Annotated in this window: 23 protein-coding genes and 1 tRNA gene; 6 read left to right on the top strand and 18 right to left on the bottom strand. The window is 57.5% G+C overall.

Annotation, left to right across the window (positions count from 1 at the left end; all coding sequences use genetic code 11):
• Positions 1–36: 36 nt before the first annotated feature.
• From nuoC to BS300_RS02705, 14 genes are all read right to left on the bottom strand, one after another.
• Positions 37–1,806 (bottom strand): NADH-quinone oxidoreductase subunit C/D, encoded by a 1,770-nt coding sequence (gene nuoC / locus BS300_RS02770; protein WP_204378237.1) that lies wholly within the window; start codon positions 1,804–1,806, stop codon positions 37–39.
• 38 nt (positions 1,807–1,844) lie between these two features.
• A complete protein-coding gene (locus BS300_RS02765; protein ID WP_033114527.1) occupies positions 1,845–2,519 on the bottom strand; it encodes an NADH-quinone oxidoreductase subunit B in 675 nt (224 codons plus the stop codon).
• A gap of 29 nt (positions 2,520–2,548) precedes the next feature.
• Entirely contained in the window at positions 2,549–2,953 is a 405-nt protein-coding gene (locus tag BS300_RS02760; RefSeq protein WP_033114528.1) for an NADH-quinone oxidoreductase subunit A, read from the bottom strand.
• Positions 2,954–3,316: 363 nt separating this feature from the next.
• Positions 3,317–4,195 (bottom strand): flagellar motor protein MotB, encoded by an 879-nt coding sequence (locus BS300_RS02755; protein ID WP_033114529.1) that lies wholly within the window; start codon positions 4,193–4,195, stop codon positions 3,317–3,319.
• Positions 4,170–4,928, bottom strand: coding sequence for a flagellar motor protein (locus BS300_RS02750; RefSeq protein ID WP_033114530.1), 759 nt, complete (start codon positions 4,926–4,928; stop codon positions 4,170–4,172). The genes BS300_RS02755 and BS300_RS02750 overlap by 26 nt, the downstream gene beginning before the upstream one ends.
• Before the next feature lie 230 nt (positions 4,929–5,158).
• Positions 5,159–5,246: transfer RNA gene (locus tag BS300_RS02745), tRNA-Ser, on the bottom strand.
• Between the two features lie 145 nt (positions 5,247–5,391).
• A complete protein-coding gene (locus BS300_RS02740) occupies positions 5,392–6,009 on the bottom strand; it encodes a TPM domain-containing protein (RefSeq protein ID WP_041207438.1) in 618 nt (205 codons plus the stop codon).
• Between the two features lie 21 nt (positions 6,010–6,030).
• The gene (locus tag BS300_RS02735; RefSeq protein ID WP_071910624.1) at positions 6,031–6,756 is read right to left on the bottom strand and encodes a TPM domain-containing protein; all 726 of its coding nucleotides are present in this window, start codon (positions 6,754–6,756) and stop codon (positions 6,031–6,033) included.
• Complete coding sequence (locus BS300_RS02730) at positions 6,753–7,358, bottom strand: LemA family protein (protein ID WP_071910698.1); 606 nt, start codon at positions 7,356–7,358, stop codon at positions 6,753–6,755. The genes BS300_RS02735 and BS300_RS02730 overlap by 4 nt, the downstream gene beginning before the upstream one ends.
• Positions 7,359–7,402: 44 nt before the next feature.
• Positions 7,403–8,140 carry a penicillin-insensitive murein endopeptidase gene (gene mepA, locus BS300_RS02725; RefSeq protein ID WP_071910622.1) on the bottom strand — a complete coding sequence of 246 codons (738 nt, stop codon included), beginning with the start codon at positions 8,138–8,140 and terminating at the stop codon, positions 7,403–7,405.
• Positions 8,134–9,015 (bottom strand): amino acid ABC transporter permease, encoded by an 882-nt coding sequence (locus tag BS300_RS02720; RefSeq protein ID WP_071910620.1) that lies wholly within the window; start codon positions 9,013–9,015, stop codon positions 8,134–8,136. Before BS300_RS02720 ends, mepA begins: the two co-directional genes overlap by 7 nt.
• On the bottom strand, positions 9,015–9,836 hold the full coding sequence (locus BS300_RS02715) for a transporter substrate-binding domain-containing protein (protein WP_071910618.1): 822 nt from the start codon (positions 9,834–9,836) through the stop codon (positions 9,015–9,017). Before BS300_RS02715 ends, BS300_RS02720 begins: the two co-directional genes overlap by 1 nt.
• A complete protein-coding gene (locus BS300_RS02710; protein ID WP_071910616.1) occupies positions 9,833–10,636 on the bottom strand; it encodes an amino acid ABC transporter permease in 804 nt (267 codons plus the stop codon). Before BS300_RS02710 ends, BS300_RS02715 begins: the two co-directional genes overlap by 4 nt.
• On the bottom strand, positions 10,629–11,399 hold the full coding sequence (locus tag BS300_RS02705; RefSeq protein WP_071910614.1) for an amino acid ABC transporter ATP-binding protein: 771 nt from the start codon (positions 11,397–11,399) through the stop codon (positions 10,629–10,631). The genes BS300_RS02710 and BS300_RS02705 overlap by 8 nt, the downstream gene beginning before the upstream one ends.
• Positions 11,400–11,505: 106 nt before the next feature.
• On the opposite strand from BS300_RS02705, the gene BS300_RS02700 reads away from it, so the two are divergent.
• Positions 11,506–12,048 (top strand): hypothetical protein, encoded by a 543-nt coding sequence (locus BS300_RS02700; RefSeq protein ID WP_071910612.1) that lies wholly within the window; start codon positions 11,506–11,508, stop codon positions 12,046–12,048.
• A 216-nt stretch (positions 12,049–12,264) separates the two neighbouring features.
• A complete protein-coding gene (locus BS300_RS02695) occupies positions 12,265–12,546 on the top strand; it encodes an RNA-binding protein (protein ID WP_071910610.1) in 282 nt (93 codons plus the stop codon).
• Positions 12,547–12,617: 71 nt separating this feature from the next.
• Here the strand turns inward: BS300_RS02695 and BS300_RS02690 are convergent, their stop codons facing one another.
• Positions 12,618–13,517 carry an aldo/keto reductase family oxidoreductase gene (locus BS300_RS02690; RefSeq protein ID WP_071910608.1) on the bottom strand — a complete coding sequence of 300 codons (900 nt, stop codon included), beginning with the start codon at positions 13,515–13,517 and terminating at the stop codon, positions 12,618–12,620.
• A 124-nt stretch (positions 13,518–13,641) separates the two neighbouring features.
• Between BS300_RS02690 and BS300_RS02685 the strand changes: the two genes are divergently transcribed.
• The 3 genes from BS300_RS02685 to ltaE all read left to right on the top strand — a co-directional run bounded on the left by BS300_RS02685 (position 13,642) and on the right by ltaE (position 15,970).
• A complete protein-coding gene (locus BS300_RS02685; protein WP_071910606.1) occupies positions 13,642–14,049 on the top strand; it encodes a transcriptional regulator in 408 nt (135 codons plus the stop codon).
• Between the two features lie 87 nt (positions 14,050–14,136).
• Complete coding sequence (locus BS300_RS02680; RefSeq protein ID WP_071910696.1) at positions 14,137–14,838, top strand: SDR family oxidoreductase; 702 nt, start codon at positions 14,137–14,139, stop codon at positions 14,836–14,838.
• A gap of 112 nt (positions 14,839–14,950) precedes the next feature.
• Positions 14,951–15,970 (top strand): low-specificity L-threonine aldolase, encoded by a 1,020-nt coding sequence (gene ltaE / locus BS300_RS02675; RefSeq protein WP_071910604.1) that lies wholly within the window; start codon positions 14,951–14,953, stop codon positions 15,968–15,970.
• A gap of 95 nt (positions 15,971–16,065) precedes the next feature.
• Here the strand turns inward: ltaE and BS300_RS02670 are convergent, their stop codons facing one another.
• Genes BS300_RS02670 through BS300_RS02660 form a run of 3 tightly spaced genes read right to left on the bottom strand, consistent with a single transcriptional unit; the run spans position 16,066 to position 18,522 of the window.
• The gene (locus tag BS300_RS02670) at positions 16,066–16,497 is read right to left on the bottom strand and encodes a PAS domain-containing protein (RefSeq protein WP_033114543.1); all 432 of its coding nucleotides are present in this window, start codon (positions 16,495–16,497) and stop codon (positions 16,066–16,068) included.
• An 8-nt stretch (positions 16,498–16,505) separates the two neighbouring features.
• Positions 16,506–17,528 carry a response regulator gene (locus BS300_RS02665; protein ID WP_071910602.1) on the bottom strand — a complete coding sequence of 341 codons (1,023 nt, stop codon included), beginning with the start codon at positions 17,526–17,528 and terminating at the stop codon, positions 16,506–16,508.
• 55 nt (positions 17,529–17,583) lie between these two features.
• Positions 17,584–18,522, bottom strand: a complete 939-nt coding sequence (locus BS300_RS02660; RefSeq protein ID WP_041207450.1) for a LysR family transcriptional regulator — start codon at positions 18,520–18,522, stop codon at positions 17,584–17,586.
• Between the two features lie 855 nt (positions 18,523–19,377).
• On the opposite strand from BS300_RS02660, the gene BS300_RS02655 reads away from it, so the two are divergent.
• A complete protein-coding gene (locus BS300_RS02655; RefSeq protein ID WP_071910600.1) occupies positions 19,378–21,318 on the top strand; it encodes an EAL domain-containing protein in 1,941 nt (646 codons plus the stop codon).
• Positions 21,319–21,426: the final 108 nt, after the last annotated feature.

Below are 21,426 nucleotides of genomic sequence, written 5' to 3'. Positions count from 1 at the left end.
GCGGGTCACTCGCCTTGGCGAGCAACCCGTGATGAGTTAACGGTCCACATCCGACATAACAAAATCGATACTGCCCAGATAGACGATGAGATCAGACACCATGCTGCCTTTGATCACCGAGGGGATCTGTTGCAGGTGAGCAAAGCTCGGGGTGCGGATCCGGGTCCGGTAGCTCATGGTTGAGCCATCGCTGGTCAGGTAGTAACTGTTGACCCCCTTGGTCGCCTCAATCATCTGGAACGACTCGGCTGCCGGCATGACCGGGCCCCAAGACACTTGCAGGAAGTGGTTGATCAGGGTCTCGATGTGCTGCAGCGTGCGCTCTTTGGGCGGCGGAGTGGTCAGCGGGTGATCCGCTTTGAACGGGCCCTCCGGCATGTTCTTCATGCACTGCTCAATGATGGAGAGGCTTTGGCGGATCTCCTCGATGCGAACGGTGGCGCGATCATAGGCATCGCCGTTGCTGCCGACCGGCACTTCGAAGTCGAATTGATCGTAACCGGAGTAGGGACGCCACTTGCGCACATCGAAGTTGAGGCCGGTGGCGCGCAAGCCTGCACCCGTAGTGCCCCAGGCCAGTGCCTGTTCGGTGGTGTAGGCGGAGACCCCGATAGTGCGACCACGCAGAATGCTGTTGCGCATCGCGGCTTTCTCGTAATCCATCAGCCGCTTGGGTAGCCAGCTCAGCAGGTTGTCCTGGATCAGACGTTGCCATCCGTTGGGCAGGTCGTGGGCAACACCGCCGATGCGGAACCAGGCCGGATGCATACGGGCGCCGGTGATCGCTTCAATGATGGTGTATATCTTCTGGCGGTCGGTAAAGGTGAAGAAGACCGGGGTCATGGCCCCCACGTCCTGGATATAGGTACCGAGGAACAACAGGTGGCTCTGGATGCGGAACAGCTCCGCCATCATCACCCGGATCATGTCGACTCGCTGGGGCACCTTGATGCCGGCCAGCTTCTCGACCGCCAGCACGTAGGGGAGGTTGTTCATCACCCCGCCCAGATACTCGACCCGGTCGGTATAGGGAATGTAGCTGTGCCAGGATTGGCGCTCGCCCATCTTCTCGGCACCGCGATGGTGGTAACCGATATCGGGCACACAGTTGCGGATCTCCTCGCCATCGAGTTGCAGTACCAGCCGGAAGGCGCCGTGAGCCGAGGGGTGGTTGGGACCGAGGTTGAGGAACATGTAGTCCTCGTTCTCGTTACCACGTGCCAGACCCCACTCTTCCGGTTTGAACAGCAGGTTCTCCTGCTCCATGTCCTGCTTGGCCGCATCGAGCATGAAGGGATCAAATTCGGTGGCGCGCGCGGGGTAATCCTTGCGCAGCGGGTGTCCCTGCCAGCTCTTGGGCATCATGATACGGGTCAGGTGGGGGTGGCCATCGAAGGTGATACCCAGCAGATCCCATACTTCCCGTTCATACCAGTTGGCATTGGGGAAGTGGCCGGTGACGGTTGGCAGATGTAAATCGCTTTCGGCAAGCGGCACCTTCAGCATCACATCGGCGTTACGGTCGATGGATATGAGGTGATAGAAAACGGTGAAGTCGCTTTGCGGCAGACCTTCGCGGTGGGTGCGCAGCCGTTCGTCAGTGGCACTCAGATCGAAGAGCATCACGAACGGGGAGGGCACCTTGCGCAGAAAGCTCATCACATCGAGCAGCTGCTCCCGGGCAAGCCAGACGACAGGCACGCCGGTACGGGTAGTCTGCACGGTGAAATGCTGCGCCCCGAAATGGGCGAACAGTTCGCCAATGACCTTGGCATCCTTATGATCGGTGGGTTGCCACTGGGCCATTTCATAATTGCTGGGAAAATCGCGAGTCAGTTTCATGGTCAGATCTCATCCGGCGTGCGCAGGTTGGTCACATCGATCCGCTCGCCACGCTTGCGGTCCTTCTCGGCCGGCATCTCGGGACGGTAGATCCCCTGATCGCCAACCACCCAGGAGAGGGGGCGACGCTCCTTGCCGATAGAGTCTTGCAGCAGCATCAGGGCTTGCAAAAAGGCTTCGGGACGGGGCGGGCAACCCGGAATGTAAACATCGACCGGCAGGAACTTGTCGACGCCCTGAACCACTGAGTAGATGTCGTACATACCGCCGGAGTTGGCACAGGCACCCATCGAGATCACCCATTTGGGCTCAAGCAACTGCTCATAGAGGCGCTGGATGACGGGTGCCATCTTGATGAAGGGAGTACCTGCGATCACCATGAAATCGGCCTGACGGGGAGAGGCTCGAATAACTTCAGCCCCGAAGCGGGCCACATCGTGGGGTGAGGTGAAGGCGGTACACATCTCCACGTAGCAGCAGGAGATACCGAAGTTGTAGGGCCACAGGGAGTTCTTGCGACCCCAGTTGACGGCATTTTGCAACACCTCCTCGACCCGTCCCATCAGGATGCCGCGCTCGGCTTGCTGCATCAGAGGGTCATCGACGGTTTGGCTCTGCTCCTGGGGATAGCGTTCAACCGGTGCATCCGGGTCTATCCGGGTAAGGGTGTACTTCATGGTGCAACCTCAAGGAAAGGGTCTGTGATTCAGTCACTGTTTTTGTTGTTCAGCTGCGGTTTGCGCGGCGACCACTCCAGTGCACCGATGCGCCAGAGGTAGACCAGACCGATCAACAGCAGACCGATGAAAATGGTGGCTTCAATGAAACCGACCCAGCCGCTTTCGCGAACGGAAACGGACCAGGCGAACAGGTAGAGTGCCTCGACATCGAAGATGACGAAGAACATGGCGACCAGATAGAACTTGGCAGAGAAACGCAGCCGAGCACTGCCGACCGAGTCAACGCCTGATTCAAAGGGTTTGTTTTTGGTGCGGCCATGAGCACGGCCACCCAGCACGGCAGCAAGGCCGATCATCCCCAGGCAGAGGCAAATAGCTGCAATGACGTAGATGGCAAAAGCCCAATGTTGAACAGCAATATCAGCAAACATAGAGGTTTTCCCTAACCGAATTAATCATGCGGTGTAACAATGATGTCACGCATTATGACACTTTAGTACTGATTTACATGTCATTTTTATGGATTAATTATTAATCGGTTAAGTGGAAATTAAATTTTGTTACGGAGCTCAATTTTATTGAGAAAAATGTATGTAATTGACGCTGGTCAGATCAGATGACATGTCTGAAATTTGAGCTTTAGACGGTTGATTATTATCCAGAGAAAATAGGCTGCATTTCTCTCTGGAATAACCATTTCAAATAAGTTGCTATATGTCTGTGCTTTTTGAAAGGAGTAACCCGCCGCCCTGTATGAAGTCAGGGCGGTGGTTTTATGCGGAGGGTGTTATCGCTCAGGGTTTGAGCAGGGGAAGAGCCTGTTCGGCGGCTTTGCCTTGAGAGAGGGTGATCTCGACCCGGCGGTTGGCCTGCCGATGATCGGCGGTGTCATTGGCATAGCGTGGCTGGGTATCAGCTACGCCCTGGGCAATAACCCGCTTGGCATCCAGTTTGGGATTGCCAAGTAGTGTCTGCACAATAGCTGAGGCGCGCAGCACTGACAGTTCCCAGTTGTTGCGGTAGAGCTCTACCGGAGCCTGTGAATCATCGGTGTGGCCGGTAACGACTATGGCCCCCGGAATATCGGCGAGAATACCCGATATCTTGTTGACCAGCGGTACAAACTGGGGCTGCAGAAATGCCGAGTCGGCCGGGAAGAGCGCCTTCTCGCCGATGCGGATCACCAGCTGACTGCCAAGCTGCTCGACTTCCAGATCCTTGGATTCAATCTGTGCCTTGAGTTGCTGCTCAAGTTTCTTCTTGGTGACCTGAACCCACTCCTGCTCTTTGGTCTTGTGTGGCCAGGATTCGGTGGCACTCGGCTTCTCCGAGGCGCCTATGGTCTCGTTGAACGGGTCAGATGCCGCCATCGGAGCATCCTTCTCCAGCACAGTCTCTTTCTTCGGGCTGCTCGGTGTGGTCTTGGATTCCGGCTCGAGGATGCCTGTCCCCCCCTGCATAACAGGTGAACCGGCGGGAGGGGAGACAAGACCAATTTTACCCAGTGACTCGATAAAGCCCTGGATCAGCACCCGGGTCTCGGACTGTTTGGCCATTGCAAAGGAGTAGAGCACCACGAACAGGGCGAACAGCAGAGTCATGAAGTCGGCATAGGAGACCAGCCAGCGTTCGTGGTTCTCTGGCGCTTCAGCCTTTTTCTTTTTGGCCACCATGACCTCCCAGATAGGGTTCGAGGGTTACTTGCAGTCTGGCTTGAGACTCGCCATCCACGATGCAAAGAATGCCGGTAAGGGTCATCTCCTTGTAGTGGCGGATCTGGTGAGCAAATGCCTTGTAGCGGTTGCCAAATGGCAAAAAGATGAGGTTGGCGGCTGATACCCCGTAGATGGTTGCGATAAAGGCTACCGCTATAGCACCACCGAGTTTGTCCGGAGCATCCAGCAAGCCCATCGCGTGGATGAGGCCGAATACCGCACCCACGATCCCCATGGTCGGGCAGTAGCCCCCCATGGCTTCATAGAATTTGACGGTTTGCTCGAGATCTTCCTGTTCAAATTCGATCTCGTTCTCCAGCACCTCGTGGATCTTGGTCTTCTCGTAGCCATCGACCATCATCTGTACCCCTTTTTTCAAAAAGGGATCCTTAATCTCTTCAATCATCCCCTCAAGCGCCAGCATACCGCTGCGCCGGGCATTGCCTGCCAGAGTTTCGAGCAGCTGGGCCTGTTCCAGCATGTCGAGTTTGAGAGGGGCAAGCAGCCATTTGAATCGTTTCAGGCTGTTACCTACTACGGAGAAGGGAAACTGGGTCAGTGCGGCGCCGATGGTACCGCCGATTACGATAAGAAAGGCGGGCAGATCGAGTAGCGCACTGGGATGGCCGCCCTCGATCATGTTACCGCCCAAGATGGCGATCAACGCCAGTACCAAGCCGATTAAGCTCATTTTTTACACATCCCTGAATGTTGATAATGGCTAGTTTAGCTATTTAAGTATCAGTTTTTCAAAATGATATCCAATCTGCGAGCAATAAATTAGAGCTCTGGCCAAGTCTGCATGGCATGGATACCGAGGGCGCTTAAAAAGCAGGCAGTGCAGGATAAATAATAGGGAAGATAGAGCAGGCAAGCAGTAGAAAAGCAAAAAGCCGACCCTGAGGTCGGCTTTGCTAAATTTGGCGGTGAGGGAGGGATTCGAACCCTCGATACGTTGCCGTATACACACTTTCCAGGCGTGCTCCTTCAGCCACTCGGACACCTCACCAAATTTTCGTTCGCTGCGCCGTTGCGCTGGAACGGGGCGTAATTTAGGGGAAATGGCTGGGCGGGTCAACCATTTTTCCCCTTATTTTTCATAATCTTTCTCGAGTGCCTAACCCTTGAACAGAAAGCCGTTTTTTTAATCCGATTCAGGGCTTGTCGAGGATGATCAGGCTGTCCGGCAGCTCGTTCTGGTCACGGGTTGCAGGGAAGGCGTCGGTCAGAATGGCGCTGGTGCGCTCCACACACTCCAGAAAACCTTGCTCGATCTCGTTGTTGCGTACCCGCATCACGAAGTCGTTGATGATCTCCTGCCATTGGCTGTTGTCGATATGCTGGGCAATGCCGTCATCCACCAGGATCTCGACATAGTGTTCGGCGGCCGAGACAAAAATGAGCACCCCCAGACGATCGCGGGTGCGGTGTAGCCCCTGCTCGACAAATTGCAGGCGAGCCATCAGGGCGGCCCTGTGCTGGCGTACCTGTTTCGGGATCAGCCGCATCTTGATAGGGGTCCAGTGGAACAGCAGGCTCAGCAGCAGCCAGACCGACCACTGCACCAGCAGGATCTCGTACCAGCCGAGCCAGAAGCCGAGCTGGAATACCAGCAGCGGGGTCAGCATGGCCAGCAGGGCGGCCCAGAGGGTGGGAATATAGCGATATCCATCGCTGGCCGGGGCCAGCACGGTCACCAGTTCGGCGTCCGTGGCCTGTTCGGCTTGTCTGACCCGGGCCTGAAGCGTGTGATAAAACTGTTTGGAAATCATGTTGTCGTCTCTTAATCCCTGTTACCAACCACCGGAGGCACCACCGCCCCCAAAACTGCCGCCACCGCCGCTGAAGCCACCGCCAGAGCGGTTGCCAAAGGAGCCAGCTCCAAATCCCCCTGCCATGTAGGCCGAACGACGTCGCCCACCCGGGCCACCACCGCCGCCCCGCAGGTTATGGAGCACGATCATCGCAATCACCATCAGGATGAATAACCAGGGGCCACCGAGTTTGTCCTCCTTGCTCGCGTTGTCGGTCGGCTGATACTGACCGCCCAGCGCCTGCATGATGGCCTGACTGCCGGCAACGACCCCTGCCACCATGTCACCCCTTTTGAACGCAGGCAGGATCCGGGTCTGAATGATGTTGGCGGCAATGGCATCGGGCAGATCACCTTCCAGCCCATAGCCTACTTCGATGCGAACCTTGCGCTCGTCCTGAGCGATCAGCAGCAGGACGCCGTTGTCCTTGCCCTTCTGCCCGATCCCCCAGTGCCGGCCCAGCTGATAGCCATACTCTTCGATGGTCTCGCCCTGCAAGCTGTCGACGGAGACCACCACCAACTGGATGCCGCTGCGCTTTTCAAAAGCGGCCAGCTGCTGGGTCAGCTGGTGGGCCTGTTTGCGGGACATCAGACTGGCTTCATCCACCACCCGCCCGCTCAGCGTCGGGAAGTCCGGAGCTGCTTGCAGGGCACTGGCCCAGAGCAGCAGGCAGGGAAGCAACCAGTGCAGCATCATGTTCATTGGAAGCTCACCTTGGGCGCTTCATCCGCTCCGGGTTTGGCACTGAAGCTGGGTTTTGCCTCCAGATCGGAGTAGAGCATCTTGTGCCAGATTACTCCGGGGAAGGTGCGGATCTCGGTGTTGAACTGACGCACCGCCTCGATATAGTCACGGCGGGCTACGGCAATACGGTTCTCCGTCCCTTCCAGCTGGGCCTGCAGGGTGAGGAACTGTTGATCCGCCTTGAGCTCCGGATAACGTTCCACAACTACCATCAGGCGGGAGAGGGCGCTGGTGAGCTGATTCTGCGCCGCTTCAAACTCCTTGAGCTGGGCCGGGTCGCTCACCTGCAGGCTGCCAACCCGGGCGCGGGCATCGGTGACCGCCTTGAGGGTCTCCTGTTCATGGCTGGCATAGCCTTTCACGGTTGCTACCAGATTGGGGATGAGATCTGCCCGGCGCTGGTACTGGTTTTCAACCTGTCCCCACGTGGCCTTGACCTGTTCATCCAGCGTCGGGATGTTGTTCATGCCGCAGCCGGTCAGGCTCAGCAGCAGGGTCAGAGTCAGCAGGATCTGCGTGGTTTTGCGCCAGATTGATATGGTCATCTTGTCGTTCTCCATCATTAATGGCTTGCGAAACAGGGAACCACCATAACAGCTTGGGGTCAGTTGCGACAACGCGCGGGCAGCACAGGCATCTTGTTGATACTGGACACCTTGGGCAGCTGTGGTTTGTCTTTCAGCCAGGAGGCCAGCTCGGCTCCGCAGCCGTTGCCGGGGGGAATAGGCGCTTGCTGCCCGCAATCAGGGCTGCCCACCGGGCAGCGCAGTCGCACGTGAAAATGGCTGAAGTGGCCAACCCAGGGGCGAAGCTTGGCAACCCAGGGTTCATCACCAGCCTGCTGGCAGACTGCCGACTTGATCACCGGATTGACAAAGATGCGGGCCACCTCGGGTTTGCTGGCCGCCAGCCGCAACAGGGTGAGCTGTTGCGGCCCGAAGCGGCCCGGCAGCATCTTGTAGCTTGGTTCGTCGATGAGCGCCCACTCTTTGGGGGCATCCTGCTCCCATCTGCTGATGGGGCGGTTGGCCATGCGAAACCAGATATCGGCATCAAGGCCGGTCTGGTGGCTGCGATGGCCGCTGGTAAAGGGGCCACCATGGGCCATCGCCAGATCGGCGATGTAGAGATCCGGCAATCCGGCCATCCGGGTCTGGTTGGCCAGTGTCTGCAGATAGTGGATGAGATCGGGATGGCCGTAGTAACGTAGCCGCTTGGTGCGGATCACCTGATAGCCAGGGCCCTCCAGCGGCAGTGCCATTGCGTTTTTGAGGCAGCCTGCGGTGTATCCGCCGATCGCTTCGGCTTGCAACACAGTAGCCAGTAACAGGGACGTCAGCATTTGCGTGCTCCTTGTCTTGCTTCGAGTCGGCTGAGCAGAATAAACAGACTCAAACATATCAACAAATAGGCAGCCGCCACCAGCAGCCAGATCTCGTAAACCAGCCCGCTCGAGTTGGCCATCTCGGTACCGACGAAGGTGAGCTCCTGCACCGAGATAAGCGACACAATGGCCGTATCTTTCACCAGTGCGATGAGCTGGCCGGTGAGGGGAGGCAACATCAACAGCATCGCCTGTGGCAGGATCACATGGCGCAACCGCACCCAAGGGGATAACCCGAGGCTGTGGGCCGCTTCCCACTGTCCTTGGGGGATGGCGGCAAGACCGGCGCGGACGATCTCGGCAACGAAGGCAGCGCTGATCATGCCGACGCAGAGGGTACCGGAGATGAGGTTCTCCCAGCGAGCCGGCGGGCCAAACAGCACTTCCAGCCAAGGGGCAATAGGGATGTTGCCGAGCCAGCTTGAGAGGCCGCTTGCTGGCAACAGTTGGTTGGCGATAAAGAAGTAGAAGATGAAGATAAAGACCAGCGGCGGCAGATTGCGGATGAGCTGGATAAAGAGGGTGGCAGGCAGAACCAGAAACGGGCGACGGCTGAACGCCGCCACGCCCAGCGCAGTGCCGAGCAGCAGCGCCAGCACCATGCCAAGCAGCGCGATACGCAGGGTAGTAAGCAGACCGCTGAAAAAGTAGGGCATCTCGCCATGGGGGCCACGCGTAAAGAGCAGCGCGAAGGCATCGTGCCAGTGCCACTCATAGGCGACCCCGATGTGGATGCGGCTGGCCAGCCAGAGTCCCGCCAGTGCCAACAACAGCACTATGACTCCGTCCAGCCAGCTGAATCGTTTGAGAGTACGGCTTATCAAGCGTTGCATCAGGGGTTGGCGACCTGTGATTCCCATGCCAGCGACTTGAACCAGTAGTCGTGACGGGCCTTGAGCCAGCCATCGGCCTGACGGGCGGCGATCCACTCGTTGAACTGTTCGGCCAGCGCGTCATCCCCCTTGCGCAGGGCAAACCCCTCATCGCCCTGAGCAAGCTGCTTGGCAAAGGGCATGAACAGGGAGTCGGGGTGGCGCAGCGTCTCCTGCTCCGGTTTTGGCGAGGAGGAGAGAGCGCCGTGGGCGCGACCGTTCAATACCTCCTGAAATACCTGAGATTCATCGTCAAACTGGCGCAGGGTTGCCTTGGGGAAGTTGGCCTTGGCCACCTGTACCGGCGATGCGCCCCGGCGTACCGCCAGGATCACCCCGCGCTGGTTGAAGTCAGCGATGGTTTTTTTCTCTTTGGCCAACGTGCTGGAGGCGGCCAGCTGGACGCCCGAGTGGGAATAGGGGTGAGTGAAGCGCACGCTCTTCTCCCGCTCCGGGGTGATGGTGAGGCCACCGATGATGACGTCGTACTTTTTCGCCAGCAGGGAGGGGATAATGCCATCCCAGGCGGTGGGTACAAACTCCACTTGCCAGCCGAGATCGGTGGCGAGGCGCCGGGCGACATCGATCTCAAAGCCGATCAGCGCACCTTGTTTGTCCCGCATCGCCCAGGGGGCGAAGGTGGACATGCCGACCCGCAGGGTGCCGCTCTGCTCGATCCGGGCCTGGGTAGCGGAAGGGGCCGTGTCTGCATGTGCCGGTGTCAAGAGGGTCGCCAGCAGCAGGGCGGCACCCGATAGCGCGGTTTTGATGGAAATCGTCATGATTGGCGTCCTTGTTGTTCCGGATCCAGATGCCGGGCGAGCAGCCGAGCACAACCGGAGAGGGTCAGCGTTAACAGCAAATAGAGGGCGGCTACGGTGAACCACACCTCGAAAGTCAGGAATGTATCGGCCACCAGAGTACGCCCTTCGTTGGTGAGATCGAAGATGGCGATAACGCTGACCAGTGCCGAATGTTTGATCAGCGATACCAGCTCGTTGGTGAGCGGTGGCAGCGTGATGCGAACCAACTGCGGCAGGATCACCTTGCGCAGGGTAATGGCCCGCGACAGGCCTAGGGTACGTGCCGCCTCCCACTGGCCTTGGGGGATCGCCTTGAGCCCCGCCCGCAGCACTTCGGCGGTGAAGGCACCCTGATAGAGAGAGAGGCTCAGCACGGCGCAGGTCAGTGGCGCCAGCCCCAGCATGGGGCCGAGCAGGAAGTAGAGAATATAGAGTTGCACCAGCTGTGGCGTGGTTCGCACCAAAACCAAATAGGCGATGGCAATCAGTGGCCCAAGGCGGGAAGGGAGCAGACGAAGACTCACCACGAAGATCCCGACCACCAGCGTACCGAGCAAACTGAGCAGAGCGACCTGCAAGGTCACCAGCAAGCCGTTTAGCAGGGGACCGGCATAAAAGGTTCCTTCATCCCATTCGCCTAAAAAAGGCAATACGCGTGGCCACTGCCACTCATATCCCATCGCTTGCGCACCGCTATATATGCTCCAGCCGAGCAGTAGAGAGAGCACAAGAGTGCCACAGAGCCAGCCGAGCAGCCGCACGGGTTTTGCGTTAGTCATGGTAGCTGAGTACCTGCTCCAGAAAGGCTCTGGTTCGCGGCTGGGTCGGGTTGCCAAACAGCTGGGCGGGTGGAGCCGATTCGATGATCCGCCCCTCGTCCATAAAGATGACCCGATCGGCCACCTGACGGGCAAAGCCCATCTCGTGGGTGACGCAGATCAGGGTCATGCCCTCGTCCGCGAGTTCGCGGATCACATCCAGCACTTCGCGGATCATCTCGGGATCGAGGGCCGAAGTGGGCTCATCGAACAGCATCAACTCAGGCTGCATGCAGAGAGAGCGGGCGATGGCGACCCGTTGCTGCTGACCGCCGGAGAGCTGGTGGGGGTATTTGTCAGCCTGTGCCTGAATGCGTACCCGCTCGAGCAAGCCGAGAGCGCGATCCCGCGCCGCTTGTGGCGACAATCCCAGGGTATGCACCGGTGCCACCATCAGGTTTTCCAGCACAGTCATATGGGGAAAGAGGTTGAATTGCTGAAATACCATGCCGACCCGCCCCTTGAGGCTGCGGACATAGGCGGGGCTTACCGGTTCGCCAAAGAGGGATAGCTGGCCGCTATCGATCCCCTCCAGCCCGTTTATAGTGCGGATCAGGGTCGATTTGCCGGAGCCCGAAGGGCCGCAGATCACCCACTTCTCTCCCCGCTCTATGGTGAGGTCAATCTGATTGAGAGCTTGAAAGTCGCCGTAGAATTTGTTGACGCCACAAAAGCGTACGCAGGGTTGCGAGCTGAGCAAGGAGCAGGTTCCACTGAGAATCATTTACGCCATGGTATTGATTTTATAGGAGGATGACAAAGAAAAGCCCCTTGTCAGCCGCGCTAGGGCTATTCACAATGGCGCCATTTCGTGATGACAGGAGCTTTTCATGCCTATTACATCCTTGCTGGCCAACAAGCAGGTACAACTGCTGATGCCGCCGGCAGTCCGCTATCGCTGCGTCATTTTTCTGCTGTTGCTGGTGAGCTGGAGCGTGGTGGCGGTCTCCTTATGGGATGGTCGGGAGGGGATGGCGCTGCTCAACTGGGTCGGTACCCTCTTTGGCGGCATCATAGCGCTGATGGTGGCCCTGCCGCGCAGCTGGCAACCGTGGCGGCTGGCAGAGCTTGGCTGGGATGACGCTCACATCTATCTGCTCAATGGCAACAAGAACGAGGCGTTGGCGGTACCGCGCAGCCAGCTGGTTGCTCTCGAGCAGGAGCGGCGGGTAGGCCACGATGGCCAGTGGCTCGATTTCAGTCTGGATCTGCAGTTGAGCGAGCCTGAACTTGCCGCTGCCATGGCTCTGCTGGATCTCAAGGCAGGTGAGCTGCATCTGGTCAGCCCCTCTGTCTATCGCTTCGGGTTTAAACGGGCCTGGCATGGCCGCCGCGCTCTGCTGCGGCAGCTGGCGGCGTTGCAGTCAGCCTGAACAGACTATTTTCTCGACAATTCCCGGTAAAGCTCGGATACTGCCAGTGACTCGAATTGATCTTGTCTGCACTGTTCACCCAAGAGATCAATCACTTGACAACAGTGTGGAGAGAGCCACGGCATGAAGCCATGGCAGGGCTGGCATAGGGGTTGTGCCCTTACCGTTATGCTGGTGATTGCATAGAGAAGGCACCTTGAATCGAGAGTGGATGGCATGAAGATTTACGTAGGTAATCTGTCGTACCGCATGACGGCCGACGAACTGAAAACTCTGTTCAGCCAGTTTGGACAGGTCGACAAGGTTGATATCATCATCGACCGCGATACAGGCCAGTCAAAGGGGTTTGGTTTCATTGAAATGCCGGCCAACGCTGACGCTGAAAAGGCGATTGCGGGCCTGCATGGCACTGAAGTTGGTGGGCGCACCGTAACGGTCAACCAGGCCAAACCGAAGACAGATGCCCCCCGTGGCCGCCCTCAGCAGCGCCATCGCTAAGGTGCCTCAGTAATGCCAAACGGCATGGGTTATCCCCATGCCGTTTTTGTTTCCGGTGGTTTTCGCCCGGATCAGGGGACGTCGTAACTGAGCGCAGCCTTGCGGATGCGGAACCACTGTTGACGATCAAGTTTGATGGACTCCGATGCAACGGCGGCAGCAATCCGTTCCCGCTTACCTGAACCGATGAGCGGCAGCGGCTGGCTTGGCAGCATCATGACCCAGGCATAGACCACCTGTTCGATGGTCTGGGCCCCCACTTCAGTGCGGATCCGCTCAAGCTCAGCCCGCAGCGGCTCGCAAGCGTGATCGTTGAACAGCCGGCCACCACCCAGGCATGACCATGCCATCGGTTTGATATTGAGCTGTTGGCATTGGTCCAGAGTGCCATCGAGCGTCCCCTCCTGATGCAGCGGGGAGATCTCCAGCTGGTTGGTTACCAGCGGGAAGGGGAGGCGGGATTGCAGCAGTTCAAACTGGCGCGCGGTGAAGTTGGAGACCCCAGCATGCTTGATCTTGCCAGCCTGCTTCAGGGTGATGAAGGCATCGGCGACCTCATCGGCGTTCATCAGGGGATCCGGACGGTGGATCAGCAGCAGATCCAGATAGTCGGTGCCGAGCTTGTGCAGCGAGGCGTCGGCACTGGCGATGATATGGGCCTTGCCGGTGTTGTAGTGGTTGAGAGCGTGCTGCGGTTTGGCGGTGAGGGCGATACCGCACTTGGTGACGATCTCCATCCGGTCGCGCAGGGAAGGCTCAAGACGCAGAGCGTTGCCAAAGGCCTCCTCGCACTGGTAGCCACCGTAGATGTCGGCGTGATCGACAGTGGTAACTCCCAGATCCAGATGGTATTTCATCAGATCGAGCAGGGCTGCCGGGGTGAGATGCCACTCCATCAGGCGCCAGTACCCCATGATGATGCGGGAGAAGGTGGGGCCTTGCGGATGCAGACTGACGCGGGATACAGACATGGTTGACTCCTTGAAAGGTCAGAAAGATAAATTGCGACTGCCGGCATCTTGGCCCCATGTCGCTGGCAAAGCAATAATGTGGGTTGGCACGGTTCGTACTTTAGTTCTGATTGGAGAGTGATAGATGGATGGGTTTGCCGAGCGGCTGCAGAGTCTCATCGGAGAGGGGAGTATTAGCGCCTTTGCCCGCAAGGTAGGATTGAGCGAGGCGCTGATCCGCAAATACCTGAAAGGGGCCGAGCCCGGGTTGGCGCGGGCCAACCAGATTGCGATGGGGGCCAACTGTTCGCTCGAATGGCTGGCAACCGGCTGCGGTTATCTCTATCGACAGGCTGAGGTTGTGGATAGAGAGGCGCTCGGGGCGGCGCAGCAACTGCTCCAGGAGCAGCAACCCGAGGTCGTGCTGCCGGATGAGGAGGCGCTGGTGATCCTGCTCGCCTACTACCAGTTTTTGCGCACCCATAAAAAGGGGGACGGGTTTCTCGATCTGGCGCTGGCCCGCGAGTTTGGTCGGCACATCGGAGAAGCTTAGGTGGGTTAACGAGCGGTGTTCAGGCCGGGTCACGGGCCGCGATTATTCTGATACGCTCTAAACAAATTCATGAACCAGGGAATGGCGATGAGTTATCTGATCCTCGGAAGCGGTGCGCTTGGCTCGGCGCTGGCAAGAGAGCTGATGGCAAGGGATGAGACTTTTCTGCTGGCTGGGCGCGACTATCCAAAAGGGCTTCCTGTCGGATCCTTTTTCCCGCTGCAGGAGGTTGACGTCATCTCGTTTGATGCGCTGTTTACAACCTATGATGTGGATCCGCTCCCCTCCGTCGTCATCAACACCATAGGACTGCTCCATGATGCCCGCTCCATGCCGGAGCGACGGGTGGAGGAGGTAGTGCCCAAGTGGTTGTGTGACAGCCTGCTGGCCAATGCCTGGCCGACGCTGGCTTTGGCGGCGCGTCTGAGCCGGATGATGAAGGATGATCACAAGGTCTGGCTCTGTGCTATCTCGGATCTGGCGGGCTCTATCAGTGCCAACGAGTCAGGGGGGCGCTACAGCTATCGGATGAGCAAGGCGGCGCTCGATATGGGGGTGAAGACCCTTGCACTTGAGTGGGCGGAGCGTTTTGCACAGGCGGGGGTGATTGCGGTCGCGCCCGGCTTGATGGACTCTCCGATGAATGCTCCCTTTCTGGCTGAACTGCCTGCAGACCAGCTGCAGGATCCTGCCAAGGTGGCGAGCAAGCTGCTCAACCTGATCGATGGCCTGTCTTTGTCTCAATCGGGTCAGCTACTGGATCTCAATGGTCAGCAACTCCCCTGGTAAAGGGAGTTGCATGGCTATCTGTGCCCCCGTTTACCTCACATAATCCGGCCTCTCCCCTTGCCAAACAGGGGGGCCATGGCTAACGTCACTCTCCTGTTTCAGGAGGGATCTCATGCGCTATATCGATTTACGAAGTGATACGGTTACCCAGCCGACTGATGCCATGCGTCAGGCCATGCTCCATGCCGAAGTCGGTGACGATGTTTACGGCGAAGATCCGAGCGTCAATGCGCTGGAAGCATATGGGGCCAAGTTGCTTGGCAAGCAGGCTGCTCTGTTTGTGCCATCGGGAACCATGTCCAATCTGCTGGCGGTCATGAGCCATTGCCAGCGCGGTGAAGGCGCCATTCTTGGTGCTGGCGCCCATATCTACCGGTTTGAAGCGCAGGGGAGTGCGGTGCTCGGCTCTGTGGCGCTGCAACCGCTGCCCATGCAACGTGATGGCACCCTGGCCTTCGACGACATCAAGGCTGCACTGGCGCCAGACGATGCACATTTTGTCCAGACTCGCCTTATCTGTCTTGAGAACACCCATAACGGCAAGGTGCTGCCACTCTCCTACCTGCAAGAGATGGGAGCCTTCGTTGCCAAGCATGGTCTGAAACTGCATCTCGACGGGGCCCGGCTGTTCAATGCAGCCGTTGCCAGCGATACCCCGGCGGAGGTTATTGCCGCGCCGTTTGACAGCATCTCGATTTGTCTTTCCAAGGGGCTGGGTGCGCCGGTGGGATCTCTGCTGGTCGGTGATCGTGACTTTATCGCCCGGGCGCGTCGTCTGCGCAAAATGGTAGGTGGTGGCATGCGTCAGGCGGGGATGCTGGCACAAGCAGGCCTGTTTGCCCTCGAGCAACATGTTGCGCGCCTGGCCGATGATCATCGCCGAGCTAAACGGTTGGCCGAAGGGTTGGCTGCGCTGCCGGGCATCGAGCTCGATCTCTCGCTGGTACAGAGCAACATGGTATTTCTGCGCCTTGCCAAAGGGGAGCCGGCACAGCTGCTCGCTTTTATGAAGGAGCGGGGCATTCTCTTCTCCGGTTATGGCGAGCTGCGGCTGGTGACCCATCTGCAGATCAATGACGACGATATCGAAGAGGTTATCGACGCCTTTACCGAGTATCTCGGGGCACGTTAATAGCGCTTGGTGATACAGGCTCTCGTTTATAGCGAGACTTGTTTATATCGAAATAAAACAGGGCGCCACGGCGCCCTGTTTTGTTAGTCGCACGCTCAAGCCTGCCGCTGGCCGCTCATCAGCATGGCTTCATCAGTGGCATCGTAGATCATCACCGCGATGTGGGTCACCTGACCACCGAAATCGGCGAGTGGCACCAGAGTCAGATTCTGGAACATATGGGGGGCCGAGCCGGTGATGGGGCGGTAGTTGGAGAAGCGCAGCAGATAGGGTTTCTGTTCCCAGGTGCTGAAGGCGCGGTTGTTCAGCTTGAACACCATATTGGCCTTGCGCTCGAACCAGGCCCGATCCACATCGGGGAATAGGTCGAACAGCACGCCATCGCGGACTTCGCCAGCCAGCCGTCCGCTGTGGCTCTCCATAAAGCCGTTCCACACCTGAACCTTGTACTCCTTGTCGAGCACCACCAGTCCGACGTCCAGGTTCTGGACTATGTTCATCAACCAGTGAAATTCGCGGATCTCCATAGTCACTCCTAGAGCATGTGCATGATTTTGTTGTTCATGGTGGCGATGGAATCTTCGGTAAACAGCAGCAGCAGGTCACACTGTACTGCGTAATCCTGGATCCGGTAGTTGATCTCGATAGCGAGCGTGCGGCGCCAGCGACTCTTGTTGGTGTTGATGAGCTCGTTGATGGGCCTGTGCTGGCCGAGAACCACCGGATGGCCCTGACTGAAGGGGGTGTCGAGCTGGTTGGCGTAGCCGCGCAGGAAGGCACCGATCAGCACGTTGGCGGTATCCATCAGCAGCTCCAGCTCAGCAGTGCGATCCAGCATTCCCTGATGGTTCATCAGCTTGGCCAAATCTTTGAAGCTGGAGTCATGGAACAGGATCAGCGCTTCGCCGGCGATCCCCGCTCCGATAAAGCCCTGACAGACGGCGGAGAGAGTATCCGAGTCGGCTGCGGCAGAGAGGGCCATATGCAACTCTGATACTTCCAGCACGTTGACGTTGGGGATCGGCAATACCACGAAGGCGTTGAGCAGCCGGGCCAGCAGGTCCGCGGCCTGGCCCATGGAGACGTTGGCCAGCTCCTGATAGACGTCGCGGATCTCCGGAGTGATCTTGACGCCTGCATCGGCGACCACGCCACCGGTTGGCGCCGCAGCCGTTGTGGCCGTGTTGCTTGGCTCTGCGCTCCAGAAACCGTGCTGTTTGAGCAGGGCAAGCAGGGTTTCGGGGGCCGCGGGTTTCTTGATGAAATCGAGTGCGCCCAGCCCCATCACCCGTTGATAGGCCTCTGGCTGGATGTCGCCGGAGACGACGATGACCTTGTTGCGCAGCCCTTCCCGCTGGAGGGTCTCCAGCACGCCATAACCATCCATTTCCGGCATGGTGAGGTCGAGAAAGATCAGGTCACCATGGCCCATCAGCACCTGCTCGATCCCTTCAAGACCATTGGCTGCATAGTGCAAGTCGACTTTCCAGTCGGCGGGGAGGGCCCGCGCCAACTGTTTGCGGGCGAACCCGGAGTCATCACAGATCAATACATTCATGGCGTTAGGCAGGCTCTGTTGGCAAGGAGTGCTATTAAGTGTGGCCCGCTAACGGTCAGATGCAATGGGTGAGGGTATCACCTTGTGAAAATTGATTGTCCCACTGTCTGTTGCGATAGCGCGCGGAATATTTTTCAACAAATTCAGCAAACATCTTAACACGCAACGGGGCGAACTGGTGCTGGCAGCAGAGCATGTAGAAGGGGCGATTGCCGGTTTGCCAGTCGGGCAGCACCGGGCGCAGCTGCTCATCCTGCAAGAAGCTATGCACGTAGTGGAGCGGGGCATTGACGATCCCGAGGTGGCGTCTGGCGGCACGTACGGCCGCCTGGGTCTGGTTAACCGCCAGCTTGGCACCCCGTTTGATGCAGACAAGCTGCCCCTCTTTGTCGGTCAGTTGCCAGTGCTGGTGAGGCCAGCAGTAGATGAGATCGTGCTCTTCCAGCTGATTGGGGTGAGCTGGTGTCCCTTTTTTAGCCAGATAGAGTGGCGAGGCAAAGAGCCCGTACTCGATGTGGCCAAGACAGCGCGCATTGGGCAGGGATTGGGGCAGCTCGCCGTTGAAGAAAACCAGGTCCCGGTCGTTATCGAACAGGTGCTGGTGATCGTTGGTCTGGGAGATCTCGAATTGCACCGCGGGATAGTGCAACCCGAACTCGGCCAGCATATCGATCAGGATGGTATTGGAGAGGGCGATGGGCGCAGCAATCCGGATAATGCCGGAGATGTCGGCCTCTTTGCCCCGGATCTCGCCGGTGGCCTGTTCGATTTCGCCAAGCGGGGTGCAGAGGCGCTCATAGTAGCGCAGCCCCTCATCGGTCATCCGAAGTTTGCGGGTCGAGCGGTGTAGCAGGGAACATCCCAGGTGCTCTTCAAGCTGGGATATGCGTCGACTGATGGTGCCTGTTGGCATGCCCAGTGCGGCTGCGGCGTGGGAGAAACCTCCCTCTTGCACCACCTTGACGAACAGGTAGAACTCTTCGATGTGCTTCATAAACGCTGTTCTTGGTGTAACAAGGGGGCCACCTTAAAAAGAGCATTCAGGGTTGGCAAGCGTAATTCAGCGTTTAATTGATCTGGGTTCGATTTCTATTGATACTATTTTGTTACTCACTTATAGGTAGTGTGAAGGTCGGCTGCTGGTACGGGCAGGAGAGGTTAGTTTCGCAGGGTGCTGATTGGCGATACAGGGATGTGCTGATCTGCAAAATAGCCGTTATCTCTTGCCAGAAACGGCAACCGGTGGGTGACAGAGGGGATGAGCGCTCCCTCTGGTCGGCTATTTTCCGTCGAAAGAAAATGTGAGCCAGATCATATATTCGCAGTTTTGTCTCTTTTCAAACATCATCTGAATTTATGAACCGACACTTTGCCGTTATTGCTTCATTTTTACACATGCTGGCGTCTTTTTGTCTGTTTAACCATCCGCTTGGTTAATTAATGAAAGTTTTATCGCAGAGTAGAGAGAGAGTTATTGTTTTTGATTAGTTTATTGATAGTAAAGATATTGTATTGAATTGAAAAATTGACATGTATGGTCTCGAGTGAGCAACTCTTAGTGCTTGTTTTATCTGAGAAAAAAAGATAAAAATCGAGAAGACAATGTTTTTTGACAGAGTGAGCTTCGGATTGCGTCATTGCCAGTAATTCAAGATATGCAGCTCTGTCGTCGATATATGAAATGGTTTTCCTGCTCTTGACCAGGTTAGTGAGATACGAGTCGAGAGATATTTGCATCTTGCATTCTGCCTGTGGCAGCTTGCGTGATCCGTTTTCCGGTGGCCAGTGACCCTTCCGCATGAATGACATTAACCAGATGAATACGCTTGATGAACGGTTACTGAAAACCATGGACGTGCTGCATACACCGATCTGGGTGTATGACATCGAGCATCACCATATTTTCTGGGCAAACCGTGCCGCACTCTTGGTGTGGGAGGCTGCCTCCCTCGACGAGTTGTGTGCGCGGGATTTCTCTGCCGATATGGCAACCGCCATCGATCTGCTGTTGCAGCGCTATCTCGGCGATTTTCAGCTGGGGCGCAGCTACAACGAGTGGTGGACCCTCTCGCCAAAGGGGATAAAAAAGCAGATTTATCTGCGTCTTTCCGGGGTGCAGATCGCGGGGCGTTTGATGATGATGACCGAGGCGGTGCTCGACTCGGATACCCTCTATCAGGAATCTTCTCTGGCGACTGGCGATACCCTGGCCTGTCTGTTTGACAGCAAAGGGGCGTTCGAGAGTGGCAATTACCACTTCGAGATGTGCTTTGGCCACCGGATCACCCAGCTCTCCCAGGTTTTTGCCAACAAGGATGGCGGCTTTTACCAGAAGTTGTCCCGTCTTGACGAGGTGGTGACCGAGGGGGAGTGTCGAACCCTCAAGGGGATGCGCTGGTTTCAGTATCAGTTCCGTTATATCCAGCAAGGGGCGCGGATCCTGCTCACCATGCGGGATATCACCGATCGCAAACTCGAAGAGCTGGAGCATCGCCACCTTGCCTGGCACGACTCCCTGACCGGATTGCTCAACCGTTATGGCTTGATGAAATCCCTCGAGGCCTATTGCGGCCTGGGCGAGCGTTTCGCGCTGGTCTTTATGGATCTGGATAACTTCAAGCTGGTCAACGACAACTACGGCCACAAGGCGGGCGATCGCCTGCTGGAGCGGGTCGCCGGTCGCCTCAAGCAGATTTGCCCACGAGACGTGGAGCTGGCACGCCTTGGCGGGGATGAATTTACCGCGCTGGTGCCGCTTGGCAGCCATGGCGAACGGGCTCAGGAAATTGCTGATCAGATGCTCTCCCAGATGACGCGCCCACTGCAATTGAGCGGCCTGCCGGAAGTGACCATTGGCGGCAGTATCGGTATTGCCATCTATCCCGATGACGCGGATGACGGTGACAACCTGATCACCCGGGCCGATATGGCCATGTATCAGGCCAAGCAGATGGGACGGCTGCGTTGGCAGCGTTTTACTCCCAGCATGCAGCAGACCCTGCAGCGCAAGTTGAACCTCAAACAGTTCCTGGCCAAGGCAATTGGCCGACAGGAGCTGAGTCTCTGTTACCAGCCGCAGGTGGATACAGCAAAAGGCGCGCTGATTGGCTACGAAGCGCTGCTGCGCTGGTACAACCCGATACTGGGTCATGTTTCACCAGTCGAGTTTATTCCGCTGGCCGAGGAGATGGGGCTGATACGCGAGATCGGCAGCTGGGTGCTTGGCACCGCGCTGGCTCAGGTGGCGCAGTGGGAAAAGCAGTTTGGCAAGCGAGTGCCCGTTTCGGTGAATCTCTCCGGTTTCCAGCTATCTTCCTCGTTGCCGGTGCAGGTGCGTCAGCAGCTTGAGCTGTATGGCGTTGAGGCATCGCTCCTGACTCTGGAGCTGACCGAAACCGTATTGATGCTCGATATGAAGGGGTGTCTCGGTATTCTGGATGCCTTGAGCGATCAGGGGATCAATATTGCCATCGACGACTTCGGCACCGGCTACTCGTCACTGGCCTACCTCAATCGGCTGCCTATCGACACCATCAAGCTGGATCGCTCCTTTGTGGTCGGGCTCAATCTGCCGGTGATCCGGGCGACAGCCGCCATGGCCACCAGCCTTGGTCTCGGCATCATGGCCGAAGGGGTAGAGGAGCCACATGAGCTTGATGCGCTGCAGACTCAGGGGTGCCATGTGTTTCAGGGCTATCTCTTCAGCAAGCCGCTGACAGTGGCGCAAGTCGAGGAGAGCGGCTTTGTGGTCGAGTGTCCGGTAGGGCGTTATCCACTGGTCAGCATTTGAATGGCAGGATAGCGAATGTGCGTCAGGCCACAATTTGGCATTTTATATTGATTTAATTAATCAGAATTAATCAATTCTTTGCAGTGCGTCATAGGTGTTAACGCTAAG

It is taken from the genome of Aeromonas sp. SCS5, assembly GCF_001887375.1.
In the GTDB taxonomy this organism is placed as follows: Bacteria; Pseudomonadota; Gammaproteobacteria; order Enterobacterales; family Aeromonadaceae; genus Aeromonas; species Aeromonas jandaei.
Note: the sequence above shows the minus strand (reverse complement) of the source record. Positions and strands in the feature narration are given on the sequence as shown.